We start from the raw sequence: 14,146 nt of genomic DNA on the forward strand, positions 1-14,146 counted from the left end.
TAAATATTTTAGTTTTAATTTGTATTTAAAAATCTTATTACTAATTTTATGATCATAAATGCTAAAATAAGTAGTTAAATACTAAAGTCATGAACATAGAAAACAATTCATTGAAGCTTAAGGCAAGAAAATTAAGCTCAGGCAGATGCCAAGTGAAATTCAGTTTCACAGCAAAAGCAGAAGAAAACTGGTATGGGTATATGCTAACAGAGCCAGGAGACACGCTCAAAGAAGTGGTGAATAAAATCACTGAAGATTTGGGTAAAATAATTTCTACAGATCCATTTTATGGACTGCAAGCTCATTTATATTCATTGGACGGTAAGGATCTAAGCCAGCAAAAGCGAATCTATCTATTTAGAAACCGCAAATAGAAAATTAAAGTAACATAAAGCGGGAGGTTTTACGTTTGACCAGAAATAATCAAATCGATTACATTTGCGTCAAAAATTAATTTGGAGATATGACCTACGTTTTGAAAACAACTTTATTACTAACGGTTTTAGGATTGACATTACTGTCATGTACCCGTGAACTACCCAACCCAGTATCTACGGTACAATTGCGAATGGATTTCTCGTCCAATGCAACGGGGAATATGGGCTGGATAGCAGACTATAGCGACTACGAAATTCCACAAGAAGACCTTATGGAGTTTGAATCTGGCAGATCGCAACTTCCAGCTCCTCTACCAAGCAGTCAGTATGGCTTCAAGCTATCTGGACATAATCGCAGTGATGATATGTTTATGTTCATGTATTATAGTGTTACTGGTTTACGACCTAATAGTGAATATACAATTTCATTTGATTTGGAAATTGCATCGAAATATGCTTCCAATAGCTTTGGAGCAGGAGGGTCACCAGGTAGCTCTGTTTACTTAAAAGTAGGTGCCGTAGACAAGGAACCCAAAGTAGAACTACTTGGAGATTATTACGCAATAAATGTTGAGAAAGGTCAACAGTCACAAGGTGGGTCAGAGATGGAGGTAATTGGAGATATTGCAATAGGAGATGATAAGACAGAATACGAATTGATAAATCGTAACAATTTGGATAATCCTTTCAAAGCTACTACCGATGCTAATGGAAATCTTTGGTTGATAATTGGTACCGACTCAGCATTTGAAGGATTAACAACCATATATTTTAATAAGATAAATATTGATGTAGAACTTTAATAGATGATGGATTTGCTAAAATGTTCAAATTTTGCTAAATCGATTGTCGAAATACTAATATAATGAGCATTTTAAGCAATAACATTAAATTCCTTCGCAAAAAGCTAGGTTTTACTCAAGAGCAATTTGCTGAAAAAATTGGGATAAAAAGATCTTTGGTTGGTGCTTATGAGGAAGGTCGCGCTGATCCAAGACTTAATAATCTTCAAAACATGGCTAATTTGTTTGGCTTTAGCGTAGATGCATTATTGGCAAAGGATTTTAGCAATTTACCAGAAGACAAATGGCATAGTGATGAGATTGTAAAAGATTCAACTTCAGTGAAAGTGCTTTCTATTACTGTTGACAAGCAAGATAGAGAGAATATTGAGCTGGTGCCTCAAAAGGCTGCGGCGGGTTATTTGAATGGATATGCAGATCCTGAATACTTGGAAGACCTTCCCAAATTTCAGATCCCAACTCTTAATGGAACAGGTACTTACAGAGCCTTCGAGATTAATGGTGACTCCATGCTTCCTTTGCAGTCTGGAACCATAGTGGTAGGCAAATATGTAGAGCAATGGCAGGATGTGAAAAGTGGCAAAACCTATGTGCTTATTACCAAAGATGAAGGTGTAGTTTATAAGCGTGTTTTTAATTATGGTGCCGAGAATGGGAAACTCTTTCTTGTAAGTGATAATCAAAGTTACACGCCTTATGATGTTAAATTAGAAGATATTATGGAAATTTGGGAAGCAAAGGTTTTTATTAGCTCCAGTTTTCCAGAGCCAGAATCTGAAAAGGAGATTAGCCTAGAAAAACTCACTGGAATCGTCTTGAGCTTACAGCAAGATGTGATCAAATTGAAAGATAAAAAGTGATAAGATTATTGGATCACTAAGAATCAAAAGCTTTGCTCGTTCAAGGCTTTTTTCATTTTAATAGCTTTCTAATTCTTCTGAATTGAAATTAGCTAAATTTGCAATCATTTTATGGATATAAACGAACACATTGCAGATTGCCTCGCTGAGAAGGGCTATGCTGTTATCAATAATTATTTCGCTGATTCTTTTTGTCAAGAATTGCGGGTGGAACAAGAAAGCCTTTTTGAAGAAGGTGCATTCCGTAGTGCTGGCATTGGTCGTGGACAAGACTTTAAATTGGCTCCTGAAATACGTGGGGATAAAGTATTGTGGCTTCAAGAAGCAAATCTTACTGAGCTTCAAAGAAAATATTGGGAGCAAATCTCTGTTTTGAGAGAATATTTGAATGAGGCTCTTTTTATTTCTGTTAATGGTTTTGAAGCGCATTATGCTGTATATCCTCCCGCTTCATTCTACAAATCACATTTGGATCAACATGCCAAAACAAGGCATCGAATTATAAGCTGTATTCTTTATTTGAATCCTGATTGGCAGTCTAAGGATGAAGGAATGCTGCGAATTTATAATCCTGATGGTAGTTTTGCTCTTGATGTTGCTCCTGTAATTGGGACTTTTGTTTGCTTCAGAAGTGCAGATATTCCTCATGAGGTTCTGCCAACCAAAACTGATCGATATAGTATTACAGGTTGGATGAGGAATGACACTTTTATGCTCTAGTTGCCAAGTGCTTTCTCAACAGTCTGTTTTCGTTGAGTTTTTCCGTTTGTGGTTCTTTCAAATTCATCAACTAATATGATTTCCTTTGGGCATTTAATGGAGCCAATAACCGTCTTAATTTGAGTTAATAAATCCATCGGAGCTTCCTTTGTTTCTAAGAAAAGCACTGCTTTTTGTCCCCATTTTTGATCATCTAAACCATAAATGAAATAGGAAAGATTTGGTGGAATTAGGCTTGAAATTTCTGATTCTATTTCCTCAGGATAAAGCTTTATTCCACCGCTGTTTATTACATTATCGTATCTACCAATCCAACTGAATTCCGCCGGACTTATCAATTCGACAATGTCATTGCTTTGGATTTTAGTGTGATTTGTAATTGCTCCTTCGATCCATAAACAGCCTCTTTTGTCCGTTCCAATTTCGATGCCTTCCATGCATTTATAATTGGTCTCTCCATTACCTAAATTTCTAAGAGCAATATGCGACACCGTTTCTGTCATCCCAAAAGTTTGCCAAATTGGAAGTTTATGAATAATGCATAACTCTCTTATATTTTGCGATATAGTTGCACCTCCAATAAGTATTGCTTTGAATGATTTCAATTGTTCGATGCCATTCTCTCTTTTCAAAATTTCTTGCAATTGTGTAGGCACAAGAGCGGTAAAAGTAAACTTATGTTGAGTTGGATATTTAACTAATGGATCTTTTTGACTTGGAACAATTGTGCACTTATTGCCAAGTTCCATTGCTCTTACCATCATCATTTTTCCGCCAATGTACTGAGTGCTTAAGCAGAGTAGAGAATGGTCGACATTGGTTAAATGCAATGCATTGATAGTACTTTGTGCACTGGCAATCATTTGTGCTCTAGTCACTACAATGGTTTTGGATCTGCCAGTGCTACCAGAGGTTTTTAGTTCAAATGTTAATTTGCCTGAATACCAGTCAGCAGCAAAGGCAAGTGCATCAATTATCTCCCGCGATTTAGTGCTTCTAGCGAGCTTAGGATTAATTAATTCTAAAGGATTAATTCCACCATTTTTAGTGAGTATCTCTCCTTTAAATTCAAATCCATATGATTCACTTTTATCCAAAACTGCTTGCTAGGTTTTTACATTTACATCCACTTTTTATTGGAGGTTTCTATCTTATACAATAGAAAATTGGCCAATGTATGTGCGTAATACTTCTTAAGAAACGGCATTTCAAATGATCCAGATGCTGTATGAATTACCACCGTAGCCAAATCGCGCCGCTCCTGAAATATGCTTTGTGTTAGTTCTACATTTTGAACCTTGAATAACTTTAAATCAACCGTATTTGGAAAAATCCAGCCTTTACTAATTTTCAACCCTTCAGGATAAATTCTCAAAAGGAAAGTTTGATAATACTTAACTGAAACTATAATGCCTAAAACTAACCAGATTACTGCGACTGCATATATCCAAGGGTGGAGAAAGAAACCAAATGCAGCAAAGATAATTGAAGGAATAAAGGCCTTGAACAGGATGAACCGATATCGTAAAAACAGGTCTGGTTTATAGTGTGCGCTTGCTTCTCCCAATGTTTCTGGGAAATAATCGTGATACAGGGTTTGTATTGATTCCGCTTTGCAACCTGGTATTTCTACAAGGCTATTTTTATCTTCTGCTACACTTGAGGCTTGGGCAATTTGAATGGTTCGTAAGCCTAATAATTTCCTTAAAGGATTACTTGACCAAGTGATTGTTTGGATCTTATTTTGAGGTACTTGATACTCTTTTATTGATAATAAACCTGATCGAATTTTTAACCCTCTACTGTCCGTTGTTGCTTCGAAGTTGAAGAATTTGAGGAATGTGCGTATCAGACTTAAAAGAACGCTTAACAATAAAAAGATGATGATTAAGGTTACAATGAGGCTAATGCCTGATTGCATTATCAGGTTGGTAGATTCTGCCACATATTCATCTACTTGATCTTCCACATATTGAGTTAACTGCTGCCCATAGCCAAATATTACAGCTAAGGCCACAAAGCCTGTTTTGATATGATTTTCACTAATACCTATTAGAAAGACTTCTTTTGGGCTTAGTTTTAATAGGGTTTTAGCTTTTTGTGGCTCAGGCTTTACCACTTCCTCGATTCCTTCTGTTTCAGGATCTTTTTCAGCTTCAAGTAATTCATCTTTGATTTCATAAAGGAAATCTCTCAAGCCTCTGGCGTAAGGCTTACTTAGGGCCTTAATCTCTAATTCAGATGATTTGGAGCCTGCACTGTCAACTTCTAATGCCGTAATATTAAAGATCCTATGGAAGATATTCTGCTTGAGGTGAATGCTTTGAATCCGCTCTATGGGAATGCTTAGACGAGTTCTTTGTAGCACACCCTGCTGCAATACAAATTGCCCATCTTGAATATAAAAAAGGAAGTTCCGGTATTCTATAAATGAATAGGACAGGAACAACACTAGAACCAAAAGGAAAATACCAATAATCAGCATTATGTAGAAAATGCTGAAATCTAGATCTCTGCCTAAGAAATAGATTAATGGGATAAATACACCGATTGCTTTCCTCAAGTTATTTAATAACATGAGTAGTACGCCTATCGAGTTCTGTCGAGTAGGGGTGGAGTAATCAATCTTCTGTGATGTCTGAGACAATGTTTGTGATATGAGAGCGTAATGATTTTGCTTTGTCGGGACTGAGGCCAGGGATTTTCATGTCACTGCCACTTCCACCTGCTGTAAATACTTTCAATGATGCCATTCCAAACAAACTTTCAATTGGTCCTTGCTTTACTTCACAATGCTGTACTCTATTGAAAGGAATGGATAGCAAACTTCTAAAAAACCAACCTTTGCGGTAACTGATATCATGCTTGCGCAATGCATACCCTTTTCTGAAATAGGACAGAATCGTTTCAACTAAAATAAAAAGCATAAGTGCAGCCCATCCCAAACTCGCATAAAGCTGAGCTTCTCGCGGAAATTCATCAGTATTGTTTGCAATAATTGCCAGAATAACGGGCACTGGAACAGAATAGAGCACCCATATAAGAAGGGACATCCATAGATATCCCTTCTTTATTTTTGTATAGTTAAGTTCCTCTATTTTCGGGAGCTCTGAGTCATCTATTTGATCATTTTCGAACATGGCTTATGGGAAAAGAGGATATTTACCAAAGTCTGGATCGCGTTTTTCTAGGAAAGCAGTTTTTCCTTCTTGCGCTTCTTCCATCAGGTAATACATCAAGGTAGCATCTCCAGCCATTTCTTGCAAGCCTACTTGGCCGTCAAGCTCAGCATTCAATCCACGTTTGATCATTCTAATTGCCAATGGACTGCGCATCATAATCATTCTACACCATTCTACTGTAGTTTCTTCAAGCTTTTCTAACGGTACTACTGTATTTACCATTCCCATAGCTTCGGCTTCGGCAGCGGTATATTGCTTGCATAGAAACCATATTTCACGAGCTTTCTTTTGGCCAACGTGACGAGCTAGATAGGAAGAACCAAAACCTGCATCGAAACTACCTACTTTTGGCCCTGTTTGGCCAAAGCGTGCGTTATCTGATGCGATGGTCATATCACAAACTACGTGTAATACATGGCCGCCACCAATTGCATAGCCATTTACCATAGCAATTACCGGCTTAGGTAGTGAGCGGATTTTCTTTTGTAGATCCAAAACGTTGAGTCTTGGCACACCATCTTCCCCAATATATCCGCCTTTGCCCTTTACATTTTGGTCGCCGCCTGAGCAAAATGCCTTATCGCCAGCACCAGTAAATACGACTACTCGAACATCTTGGCGCTCACGGCAAATATCCATTGCGTCCATCATTTCGATGTTTGTTTCAGGACGGAATGCATTATACACCTCAGGTCTATTGATGGTGATTTTGGCTATTCCTTCAAAAAACTCAAATTTGATGTCTTCATACTCCTTTATCGGAGTCCACGAAAATTTACTTTCCATATAATTTATTCATGTAGGTTTTAAAAGAATTGAAAACTTCTTGGTTCGCAAATCTATCAGTTTGTACTTCCAATAGCTTTGCTTGATTGCTTGGCTCATAGAAATGCTCCAAACAATTGGTTAACTCATCAAAGTTAGTACAGTTATGATAAATCATCCCAAACTCCTTTGCCGTTGATTCTGCAGTATGTTTTTGCTTGGTTTCAAACCAATCGTCTAACTCTGGTAGAGAAGAAGGGCCATCAATCAATCGAAATATCCCGCCACCCGCATTATTGATAACGATAATTCTCAGATTCGGAATGGAGTAATTATGCCAAAAGGCGTTTTTATCGTACAAAAAGGCCATATCACCAGTAATCAGCGTATTGATCTTATTGTCTTTTAAAGCAAAACCAACCGCTGAAGAATTGGAACCATCAATTCCACTTGTGCCTCTATTGGCAACTACTTCAATGGATTTGCCAGCTAATAAAAAAGAAAAGAAATTGATATAGCGAACTGCCATACTATTAGCCAAATGCAAGGTAGAATGAGGCGGGAGGAATGGTAGACATTTCCATAATGCAGCCCATTCTGTAAACGGTAAATTTTTCGCGAAATGAGCTAAACCTTTACGTGCTTTTAAGTCTATATTTTTCCAATCTGATTGATAGTTAGAGTTTTTAGGCTCTAATATTTCAAGTAAATATTCAAAGAAATGTACTTCATTGTAATTGATACTTTGACTTAAACAATCAAATGGATCAGGGGTATTTTCTCTTATGCCCACATACCAATGTTCATTAGGCTTATTGTTACGAATGTATATTTTGAGATTTTTTGAAATTACGCTTTTGCCAAAACTTATCATCAAATCGGGCTTCAAAAGTTCTTTATCAGAATCACTTATCCGAGCAAGAAAAACATCTTGGCTTAAAATCGCATTTTCTACATCTTGAAAATTGCTGATAATATCACTTACTATACTTACTTGTGGAAATTTCACTAATTGATGGAATAGTGAATTTAGTTTTTCTGAGGGTTTATGCTGTCCGGAAAGGATTAATATTCTGTCACTTGAATTGATTCTTTTGATGAGGTCTACAGGGAGGACATCATTACTTTCAATTTTTGATTTTACTTCTGGTATTGCTTGAATGCTTTCCCAAGTTTCACCTTTTGCAGGATAAAAGGGCTCAGCAATTGGTACATTTATATGCACAGGTCCCATTGGTAATCGATGAGCAATTTCTAATGCTTTATGAATGATTGATTTCGCAGTACCCAAATTTTCTAATGTAGAACAATCCTCCGGTAGGTTGAAGCTTGCTTTCACATGTTGGCCGTACATTCCTACTTGCCTAATTGTTTGCCCATCCCATTGATCAATCCATTCAGCAGGTCTATCTGCTGTGAGAATAAGTAATGGTACTTCTTGATAATAGGCTTCTGCTACTGCGGGAGAATAGTTTAGTCCCGCCGTTCCACTTGTGCAAATTAGGACAGATGCCTTTTGGCTTTGTTGAGCCATTCCTAATGCGATAAAACTGGCTGAGCGTTCGTCTGGGATGCTGTAAGCTTGCATACCTTCTTGCCTCACAAATGACATAGTGAGCGGAGCGCAACGAGAGCCTGGAGAGAGAACCGCATTATGGACATTGTGTCCTAGACAGATTGCTGAGATGTACGGAATATGATCCAAATGCTTCCTCATTAGGTCAATAGACTATTGAGGGTTTCCATTTTTATTTTGGTTTCAATCCATTCTTTTTCTGGAACAGAATCTTGTGTAACGCCAGCTCCAGCATAAAAGGTTACGGAGTTTTCATTCACCTGCATGCATCTTAGATTTACGAAAACATGCATTTCATTATTGATTCCAATGGGACCAAGAAAGCCACTAAAGAATTCTCGATCAAAACCTTCATACTCTTTTAGGAAAGCCAATGCTGGTTCTTTTGGCATTCCACAAATAGCTGAAGTCGGATGAAGTAATTCTAACATTATTTGAGGTAGATCGGGAAAATTAGTCCTTACAGTATCCACTCTAAATTCTGTTTTGAGGTGAATTAGATTTCCTGAAATACTGGATTTTGGACCGATTTCATCAAATTCTCTGAGCCTAATTTTCTTAAAGCAATTGATGATATATCTACTTACAAATGCCTGTTCTTCAATCTCTTTTTGCGTCCAATTTACATCACGTAAATCTTGATTTTGAAAAGCTTGAGTTCCCGCCAACGCCACAGTTTTGAATATGGAATTTTGATCCATTTGGATAAGCGTTTCGGGTGATGCACCCAGCCAAGTTCCAACTTTAGGAATGCTCACCAAGCTTACCATTGCTCGTGGATATTTATTCGCAGCCTTTTGATAAATATCTAGTAAATCGAAATTTTCGCCAATTTTTCTAGACCATTTACGAGCTGGTACTACCTTTTCGAATTGACCATCTTTGATTCTTTGAATGGTATTTTCCACAATATTCTTGAAGTGATCTGCGTCTGTATCTAAGGGCTTGGCATTATGGCCAGTATGGTAGTTCGTTTTTGCTTTTACGTGTTTTTTCTTTTCTGAAAGTGATGTACTTTTCGGCCAATCAGCAGGTTCACCTTCAATTATTTCTAAGTCACTATTATTGAATTTTAGTCGAAGTACAGTCAGCGACTGTAAATAATACCAATCACTATCAGCATTAAAAGGTGCGAAAAGAAAGCCTTTTCGAGATTCAAAGTTATTTATCCTCCCGCTTCCTTTTTCTACATTACTATCTACTATTACATTGATTTCATCGGAGTGAGGCAATTTCCAAATAGCCAAAGCTGCTCCTTCTTCTAATTTACCACTTACCCAATCCCTCCATTTTTCAAGGGTAATGGCCTCTTTTGTATAGCTAATCGTTTTTTCCACTATTTTCTGTCAATTACCATCATGGTGATACGGCTCACACACACAAGTCGATCTTTTTCGTCCGTAATCTTAATTTCCCATACTTGAGTAGAGCCGCCAATGTGAAACGGTCGAGCAATGCCATAGACAAAACCATTGCTGACAGATCTGATGTGATTTGCATTGATTTCAAGACCCACACAAGCTTTTTTGCTCAAATCCAGCGTAGCAGCTGAAGCAATGCTTCCAAGTGTTTCTGCTAACGCTACAGAAGCTCCACCATGCAATATGCCAAATGGTTGCTTGGTGCGATTGTCTACTGGCATTCTGGCTTTGATATAGTCTGAACCTAGCTCCAAAAACTCAATACCTAAATGATCTTGCATGGAATTTTGGCCAAACTTGGCGAGCTCTTCAAGCTTAATATTATCCTTAAACATGATGTGACAAGGGATGGTTTTATTATTTATTGGTGCTTTATTGCACAAAAATTAATTTTTCAAAAATAGGCCTAATTTGATGAGCAAAAAAATATTTATCCTGAGGCATGGACAAACTGAATACAACCGAATGGGTATCGTGCAAGGTAGCGGTATTGATGCCAGTTTGAATGATGAAGGTAGGAGACAAGCAGCATTGTTTTTTGAAAAGTTTAAATCAGAACCTTTCCAGAAGATTTATGTTTCGGGTTTGAAGCGGACTTATGAGTCAGTAGAAAAATTTATTGAATTAGGAGTACCATTTGAAAAACTATCAGATTTGAATGAAATCCATTGGGGTAGAAAGGAAGGCCAAGCATTTACTACTGAGGAAAATGCATATTACCATCAAATGCTTGATTCTTGGAAAAGCGGGAGGGTGGACTATGCCATAGATGGAGGCGAAAGTCCAGTGGATGTAAGTGTGCGGATGAAACGAGCCATGGATTGTATAATGAATGACCCAGCAGAGACTATTCTGATATGCATGCATGGTAGAGCAATGCGCGTATTATTATGTGTGCTGCTGAATATTCCACTTCATTGCATGGACAATTTTTTACATAGTAATTTATGTTTGTATGAGCTTGTTTGGACAGGTAGTATGTTTAGACTTGCTCGCTACAATGATATCGAGCACTTAATGGATAGAGGCTAGTCCTGCCTTTGCTTTGGTATCTATACTGTTTTTGTAAACATGCGATTTGTAGCTAAGAGCTTTTTCGTACATCACTTTTGCTGCATGAAATTGCTTTTTGACTTTCAAGATATTTCCAGCCATTAATGCTGAATTCGGTGCGAAATACCATGTTTCACCATTGGTCTTTGAAATTACATCTTTGTATAGGCTCAAGGCTTTTTCATCTTCGCCTGTCAAATCATAAATCCTAGCCAGTCTGTATTGCTTTTCAATCTTATCCTTTTTTGACGGAAAATCAGATGCTTGGCTATTAGCTAAGGTTTGTAAAGCAATGTCATAAAATCCACCATCAGTAGCCAACCGTGATTTCATTAGAATTTTGTTGACATTAGGATCCTCCAATTCTCTTTCAGCATTTTTGTCGGGTTCCACATTTACAGTTCCTTCGCTTTTGGCACTAGCTAAATATTGAGTTACTTTTGCTTTGTTATCACTCAATAAAGCTGTTAAGTACAATTTATACCAGCTGTCTTTTAAATAGTTATCTCCTTCTCGCTCTTTTAAAAATTTCAAAAAGAGTGATTCGGCTTGGCTATAATTTCCTTTTTGGAGTTGAATATTTGCTCTTTGATATTCTAAAAAAGTGAATTTGAATGTAGGTTTTACTTCGTTGAGTACTTTTTCGGCTTTAGCGCTTTCATTATTTCTGAGGTAGGAAGTCGAAAGCAAATATGCGAGTAAAACACTTTCCTTATCTTGCTCATATTTCTTCTTTAATGCCGCTTCTCCAACTTCATATTCTTCTAAAAGGAATATTTGAATCAAGGAATACATGGTTTCAGATTCATCCCTAAATAACTCAGAATTGGTGGCCTTTTCTTTAAGGTTTCTAAGTCCTTCTTCTGCAGATGCGTCCATTCCAAGCAATTTCAATATCCATTGGAATTGATCTGGGACAGTACTTAATAGAATTTGTAAAATACCAAAGCTTTTGTAATGAGGCCAAAATTGAGGGAATGAAGCTTGGTTTTTCTTTAACCCGCCATAAGCTGAGCGGAGCTGATTGCCACCAGAAAATGATTCGCCTCGTTTTAATTTCACAAAGGCCAATTGTATTTTCATTTCGTTTTCAAAAAATCCACGCCAAGGATTATCTGAGGGTAGATTTGTGACAATTTTTAGTAAGTCTTTATGTTCGTCATATAGTAAGTCTGTAAGCTCTTCATTTTCTGTAATCAGTACATTGAGTGTAAGATTTAGATGCTTGAGATATGCCCAGACAGGTTCGTTAATGGGTGTATTTTGCTCGATTAGCGAAGAAGCGTGAGGAAGCTTTAGTCTGAATAATTCTTGATAAGCGAGCTTGGCTTGAGGATCAAAAATTTCCTCTTCGGTTTGAGCCTGCAAACCGATTGCTGGCATTACTAGAAGCCAGATAAAAAAAATTGGGTGAGCCTTGCAGCTCACCCATGGTAGTAAGACCTTTTTTAACCACCAAATCACAGGAAGACTTAATTGTGGTGAAATATAAAAATATTTTTCAATTTTAAAAAATATTTGAATTATCTTCTTGTTTTTCTTTTTGGTTCTTCTTCAATTATGTCTTCAACATCAGCGAAAATTCTTCCGCAATGTTCGCAAACGATGATTTTTTTCTTTTCTCTGATATCAGCTTGGCGTTGTGGAGGAACTACGTTGAAACAGCCACCACAAGCATCTCTCTTCACTTCAACTACTGCTAGTCCATTTACAGCGTTTTCACGAATTTTATTGTAAGACTTCAGAAGTCTATCTTCAATTATTTTCGCAGCTTTTTCACGGTCGTTTAATAGTTTCTTTTCTTCATCGTGAGACTCGGATGTAATTTGGCTTAATTCACCTTTTTTAGCATCTAAATCTTTCTGTCTTTCGCTAGCCGATTCTTTCGTTTTGGCTAACTCATCTTTTTTCAATTCGATCTTATGACCATGCTCTTTAATTTTCTTTTGGAAAATTTCGATTTCAAGGCTTTGAAGTTCGGTTTCTTTTGTGATAGCATCGTATTCGCGGTTGTTGCGAACATTCATTTGCTGTTCCTGATATTTCTTTATCAGTTTTTCGGACTCTTTAATTCCTTGCTTGAAACCATCGATTTCAGCATTAAGGTCTTTTATATCCTGATTATACTTTCCGATTCTAGTATCGAATCCGATAATTTCATCTTCTAAATCACTTACTTCTTCAGGCAGGGCACCTCTTATTTTGATAAGGGCATCTAGTTTTGAATCTATTTCCTGTAACTTAAGGAGTGATTCTAATTTTTGGGCAACGGTACTTTCCATGAACTTATTTGAAATATTTAATTGGATTGGTACTCACTTCAGACAAATAGGCTGCAATATTACTAAATTTCTGAGTCAAATACTCATAAATTAAGTCTTTCGTGAAAATTTCGCTTTCGTAGTGGCCAATATCTGCTATCAATATTTGATTTTCTGCATCAAAAAATTCGTGATATTTGAAATCACTGGTTACAAAGGCATCGGCTCCTGCGGACTTTGCTTTATGGATAAGGAAACTTCCTGCGCCACCACATACTGCAACTTTCTTTATTGTCTTTGCCAAAGGTGTGAATTTTATCAGTTCTAAATTCATTGCCTTTTTTAAATGGCTCAAAAATTCCTGTTCAGCCATTGGCTGGTCTAGTACACCAATCATTCCGCTACCAATTTCTTGATGCTTATTTTCTAATAACTGGATATAATAGGCAACTTCTTCGTATGGATGGGCTTGTTTCAGTGTATTGACTATTGAAGACTGCAAATAGGAAGGGTACATAATTTCCACCCTGTTTTCAGTAACTTCCTGAGGTGTGTTTTGATCGCCAATTGTTGGGTTAGCATCATTATTTGGCGTAAAAGTACCCGTGCCTGCAACTCTAAAACTACAGCCACTATAATTCCCAATTGCTCCACCTCCCGCTTTAAATATACTTGCTAATACAGCATCTGTATTTTCAATGGGAATAAAAGTGGTCAATTTCTCAAGTTTCCCCTTTTTCTTGTCTAGAATTTGCTGCTTGTTTAAGCCAATTCTATCACAGATTTTCTTGTTTACACCTGCATTTATATTATCCAAATTGGTATGGATGGCATAAATTGCAATATCATTTTTTATAGCCTTGATAATTGTTTTCTCTACATAATTGGCTCCGGTTAGTTTTTTCAAACCTTTGAATACTATTGGGTGATGTGCAATTATCAATTCGCAATTTTTCTCAATTGCTTCATCTACAATCGCTTCTGTACAGTCTAGGGAGATTAAGACCCTATTTATACTTTGTTGGCGATTTCCTGTAATTAGCCCACTATTATCGTAACTTTCCTGCAAGGATGGGTTTGCCCAAGTTTCGAGACTGGTAATTATATCTTTTAGTTTGGTCATAGACA

Annotated in this window: 15 protein-coding genes; 5 read left to right on the forward strand and 10 right to left on the reverse strand. The window is 37.1% G+C overall.

Features of this window, described 5'->3' with window-relative positions; genetic code table 11:
- The first annotated feature begins 89 nt into the window (after positions 1-89).
- The 4 genes from ACOXY8_RS00435 to ACOXY8_RS00450 all read left to right on the forward strand — a co-directional run bounded on the left by ACOXY8_RS00435 (position 90) and on the right by ACOXY8_RS00450 (position 2,760).
- The gene (locus tag ACOXY8_RS00435; protein ID WP_458329580.1) at positions 90-374 is read left to right on the forward strand and encodes a hypothetical protein; all 285 of its coding nucleotides are present in this window, start codon (positions 90-92) and stop codon (positions 372-374) included.
- 89 nt (positions 375-463) lie between these two features.
- Positions 464-1,180: a hypothetical protein gene (locus tag ACOXY8_RS00440; protein ID WP_458329581.1), complete on the forward strand. Its 717-nt coding sequence runs from the start codon at positions 464-466 to the stop codon at positions 1,178-1,180.
- 62 nt (positions 1,181-1,242) lie between these two features.
- A complete protein-coding gene (locus ACOXY8_RS00445) occupies positions 1,243-2,040 on the forward strand; it encodes an XRE family transcriptional regulator (protein ID WP_458329582.1) in 798 nt (265 codons plus the stop codon).
- Between the two features lie 111 nt (positions 2,041-2,151).
- Positions 2,152-2,760, forward strand: a complete 609-nt coding sequence (locus ACOXY8_RS00450) for a 2OG-Fe(II) oxygenase (protein ID WP_458329583.1) — start codon at positions 2,152-2,154, stop codon at positions 2,758-2,760.
- On the opposite strand, the gene ACOXY8_RS00455 is transcribed toward ACOXY8_RS00450, so the two are convergent.
- From ACOXY8_RS00455 to ACOXY8_RS00485, 7 genes are read right to left on the reverse strand one after another with little or no spacing between them, the layout of a single operon-like run.
- Positions 2,757-3,857, reverse strand: coding sequence for an AMP-binding protein (locus ACOXY8_RS00455; protein ID WP_458329584.1), 1,101 nt, complete (start codon positions 3,855-3,857; stop codon positions 2,757-2,759). The genes ACOXY8_RS00450 and ACOXY8_RS00455 overlap by 4 nt on opposite strands.
- 23 nt (positions 3,858-3,880) lie before the next feature.
- Positions 3,881-5,323, reverse strand: coding sequence for a PH domain-containing protein (locus tag ACOXY8_RS00460; RefSeq protein WP_458329585.1), 1,443 nt, complete (start codon positions 5,321-5,323; stop codon positions 3,881-3,883).
- A 58-nt stretch (positions 5,324-5,381) separates the two neighbouring features.
- On the reverse strand, positions 5,382-5,900 hold the full coding sequence (locus ACOXY8_RS00465; protein ID WP_458329586.1) for a PH domain-containing protein: 519 nt from the start codon (positions 5,898-5,900) through the stop codon (positions 5,382-5,384).
- A 3-nt stretch (positions 5,901-5,903) separates the two neighbouring features.
- Positions 5,904-6,728 (reverse strand): 1,4-dihydroxy-2-naphthoyl-CoA synthase, encoded by an 825-nt coding sequence (menB, locus tag ACOXY8_RS00470; RefSeq protein WP_458329587.1) that lies wholly within the window; start codon positions 6,726-6,728, stop codon positions 5,904-5,906.
- The gene (menD, locus tag ACOXY8_RS00475; RefSeq protein WP_458329588.1) at positions 6,718-8,424 is read right to left on the reverse strand and encodes a 2-succinyl-5-enolpyruvyl-6-hydroxy-3-cyclohexene-1-carboxylic-acid synthase; all 1,707 of its coding nucleotides are present in this window, start codon (positions 8,422-8,424) and stop codon (positions 6,718-6,720) included. Before menD ends, menB begins: the two co-directional genes overlap by 11 nt.
- Positions 8,424-9,620 carry a chorismate-binding protein gene (locus tag ACOXY8_RS00480; RefSeq protein ID WP_458329589.1) on the reverse strand — a complete coding sequence of 399 codons (1,197 nt, stop codon included), beginning with the start codon at positions 9,618-9,620 and terminating at the stop codon, positions 8,424-8,426. The genes menD and ACOXY8_RS00480 overlap by 1 nt, the downstream gene beginning before the upstream one ends.
- Positions 9,620-10,087 (reverse strand): hotdog fold thioesterase, encoded by a 468-nt coding sequence (locus ACOXY8_RS00485; RefSeq protein ID WP_458329590.1) that lies wholly within the window; start codon positions 10,085-10,087, stop codon positions 9,620-9,622. The genes ACOXY8_RS00480 and ACOXY8_RS00485 overlap by 1 nt, the downstream gene beginning before the upstream one ends.
- A 31-nt stretch (positions 10,088-10,118) precedes the next feature.
- On the opposite strand from ACOXY8_RS00485, the gene ACOXY8_RS00490 reads away from it, so the two are divergent.
- Positions 10,119-10,736: a histidine phosphatase family protein gene (locus ACOXY8_RS00490; protein WP_458329591.1), complete on the forward strand. Its 618-nt coding sequence runs from the start codon at positions 10,119-10,121 to the stop codon at positions 10,734-10,736.
- Here the strand turns inward: ACOXY8_RS00490 and ACOXY8_RS00495 are convergent.
- From ACOXY8_RS00495 to ACOXY8_RS00505, 3 genes are all read right to left on the reverse strand, one after another.
- Positions 10,719-12,140: a tetratricopeptide repeat protein gene (locus tag ACOXY8_RS00495; protein ID WP_458329592.1), complete on the reverse strand. Its 1,422-nt coding sequence runs from the start codon at positions 12,138-12,140 to the stop codon at positions 10,719-10,721. The genes ACOXY8_RS00490 and ACOXY8_RS00495 overlap by 18 nt on opposite strands.
- A 140-nt stretch (positions 12,141-12,280) precedes the next feature.
- Positions 12,281-13,039, reverse strand: a complete 759-nt coding sequence (locus ACOXY8_RS00500) for a zinc ribbon domain-containing protein (RefSeq protein ID WP_458329593.1) — start codon at positions 13,037-13,039, stop codon at positions 12,281-12,283.
- 4 nt (positions 13,040-13,043) lie between these two features.
- The gene (locus tag ACOXY8_RS00505) at positions 13,044-14,141 is read right to left on the reverse strand and encodes a Nif3-like dinuclear metal center hexameric protein (RefSeq protein WP_458329594.1); all 1,098 of its coding nucleotides are present in this window, start codon (positions 14,139-14,141) and stop codon (positions 13,044-13,046) included.
- Positions 14,142-14,146: the final 5 nt, after the last annotated feature.

It is taken from the genome of Peijinzhouia sedimentorum (assembly GCF_049340005.1).
Taxonomy (GTDB): domain Bacteria; phylum Bacteroidota; class Bacteroidia; order Cytophagales; family Cyclobacteriaceae; genus CAXBDP01.

What these genes read in the sequence shown, in the direction of transcription:
- ACOXY8_RS00435 (WP_458329580.1), top strand. Translation starts at nt 90, where the DNA reads ATGAACATAGAAAACAATTCATTGAAGCTTAAGGCAAGAAAATTAAGC.
- ACOXY8_RS00440 (WP_458329581.1), top strand. Translation starts at nt 464, where the DNA reads ATGACCTACGTTTTGAAAACAACTTTATTACTAACGGTTTTAGGATTG.
- ACOXY8_RS00445 (WP_458329582.1), top strand. Translation starts at nt 1,243, where the DNA reads ATGAGCATTTTAAGCAATAACATTAAATTCCTTCGCAAAAAGCTAGGT.
- ACOXY8_RS00450 (WP_458329583.1), top strand. Translation starts at nt 2,152, where the DNA reads ATGGATATAAACGAACACATTGCAGATTGCCTCGCTGAGAAGGGCTAT.
- ACOXY8_RS00465 (WP_458329586.1), bottom strand. Translation starts at nt 5,900, where the DNA reads ATGTTCGAAAATGATCAAATAGATGACTCAGAGCTCCCGAAAATAGAG.
- menB (WP_458329587.1), bottom strand. Translation starts at nt 6,728, where the DNA reads ATGGAAAGTAAATTTTCGTGGACTCCGATAAAGGAGTATGAAGACATC.
- menD (WP_458329588.1), bottom strand. Translation starts at nt 8,424, where the DNA reads ATGAGGAAGCATTTGGATCATATTCCGTACATCTCAGCAATCTGTCTA.
- ACOXY8_RS00490 (WP_458329591.1), top strand. Translation starts at nt 10,119, where the DNA reads ATGAGCAAAAAAATATTTATCCTGAGGCATGGACAAACTGAATACAAC.
- ACOXY8_RS00495 (WP_458329592.1), bottom strand. Translation starts at nt 12,140, where the DNA reads ATGCCAGCAATCGGTTTGCAGGCTCAAACCGAAGAGGAAATTTTTGAT.
- ACOXY8_RS00500 (WP_458329593.1), bottom strand. Translation starts at nt 13,039, where the DNA reads ATGGAAAGTACCGTTGCCCAAAAATTAGAATCACTCCTTAAGTTACAG.
- ACOXY8_RS00505 (WP_458329594.1), bottom strand. Translation starts at nt 14,141, where the DNA reads ATGACCAAACTAAAAGATATAATTACCAGTCTCGAAACTTGGGCAAAC.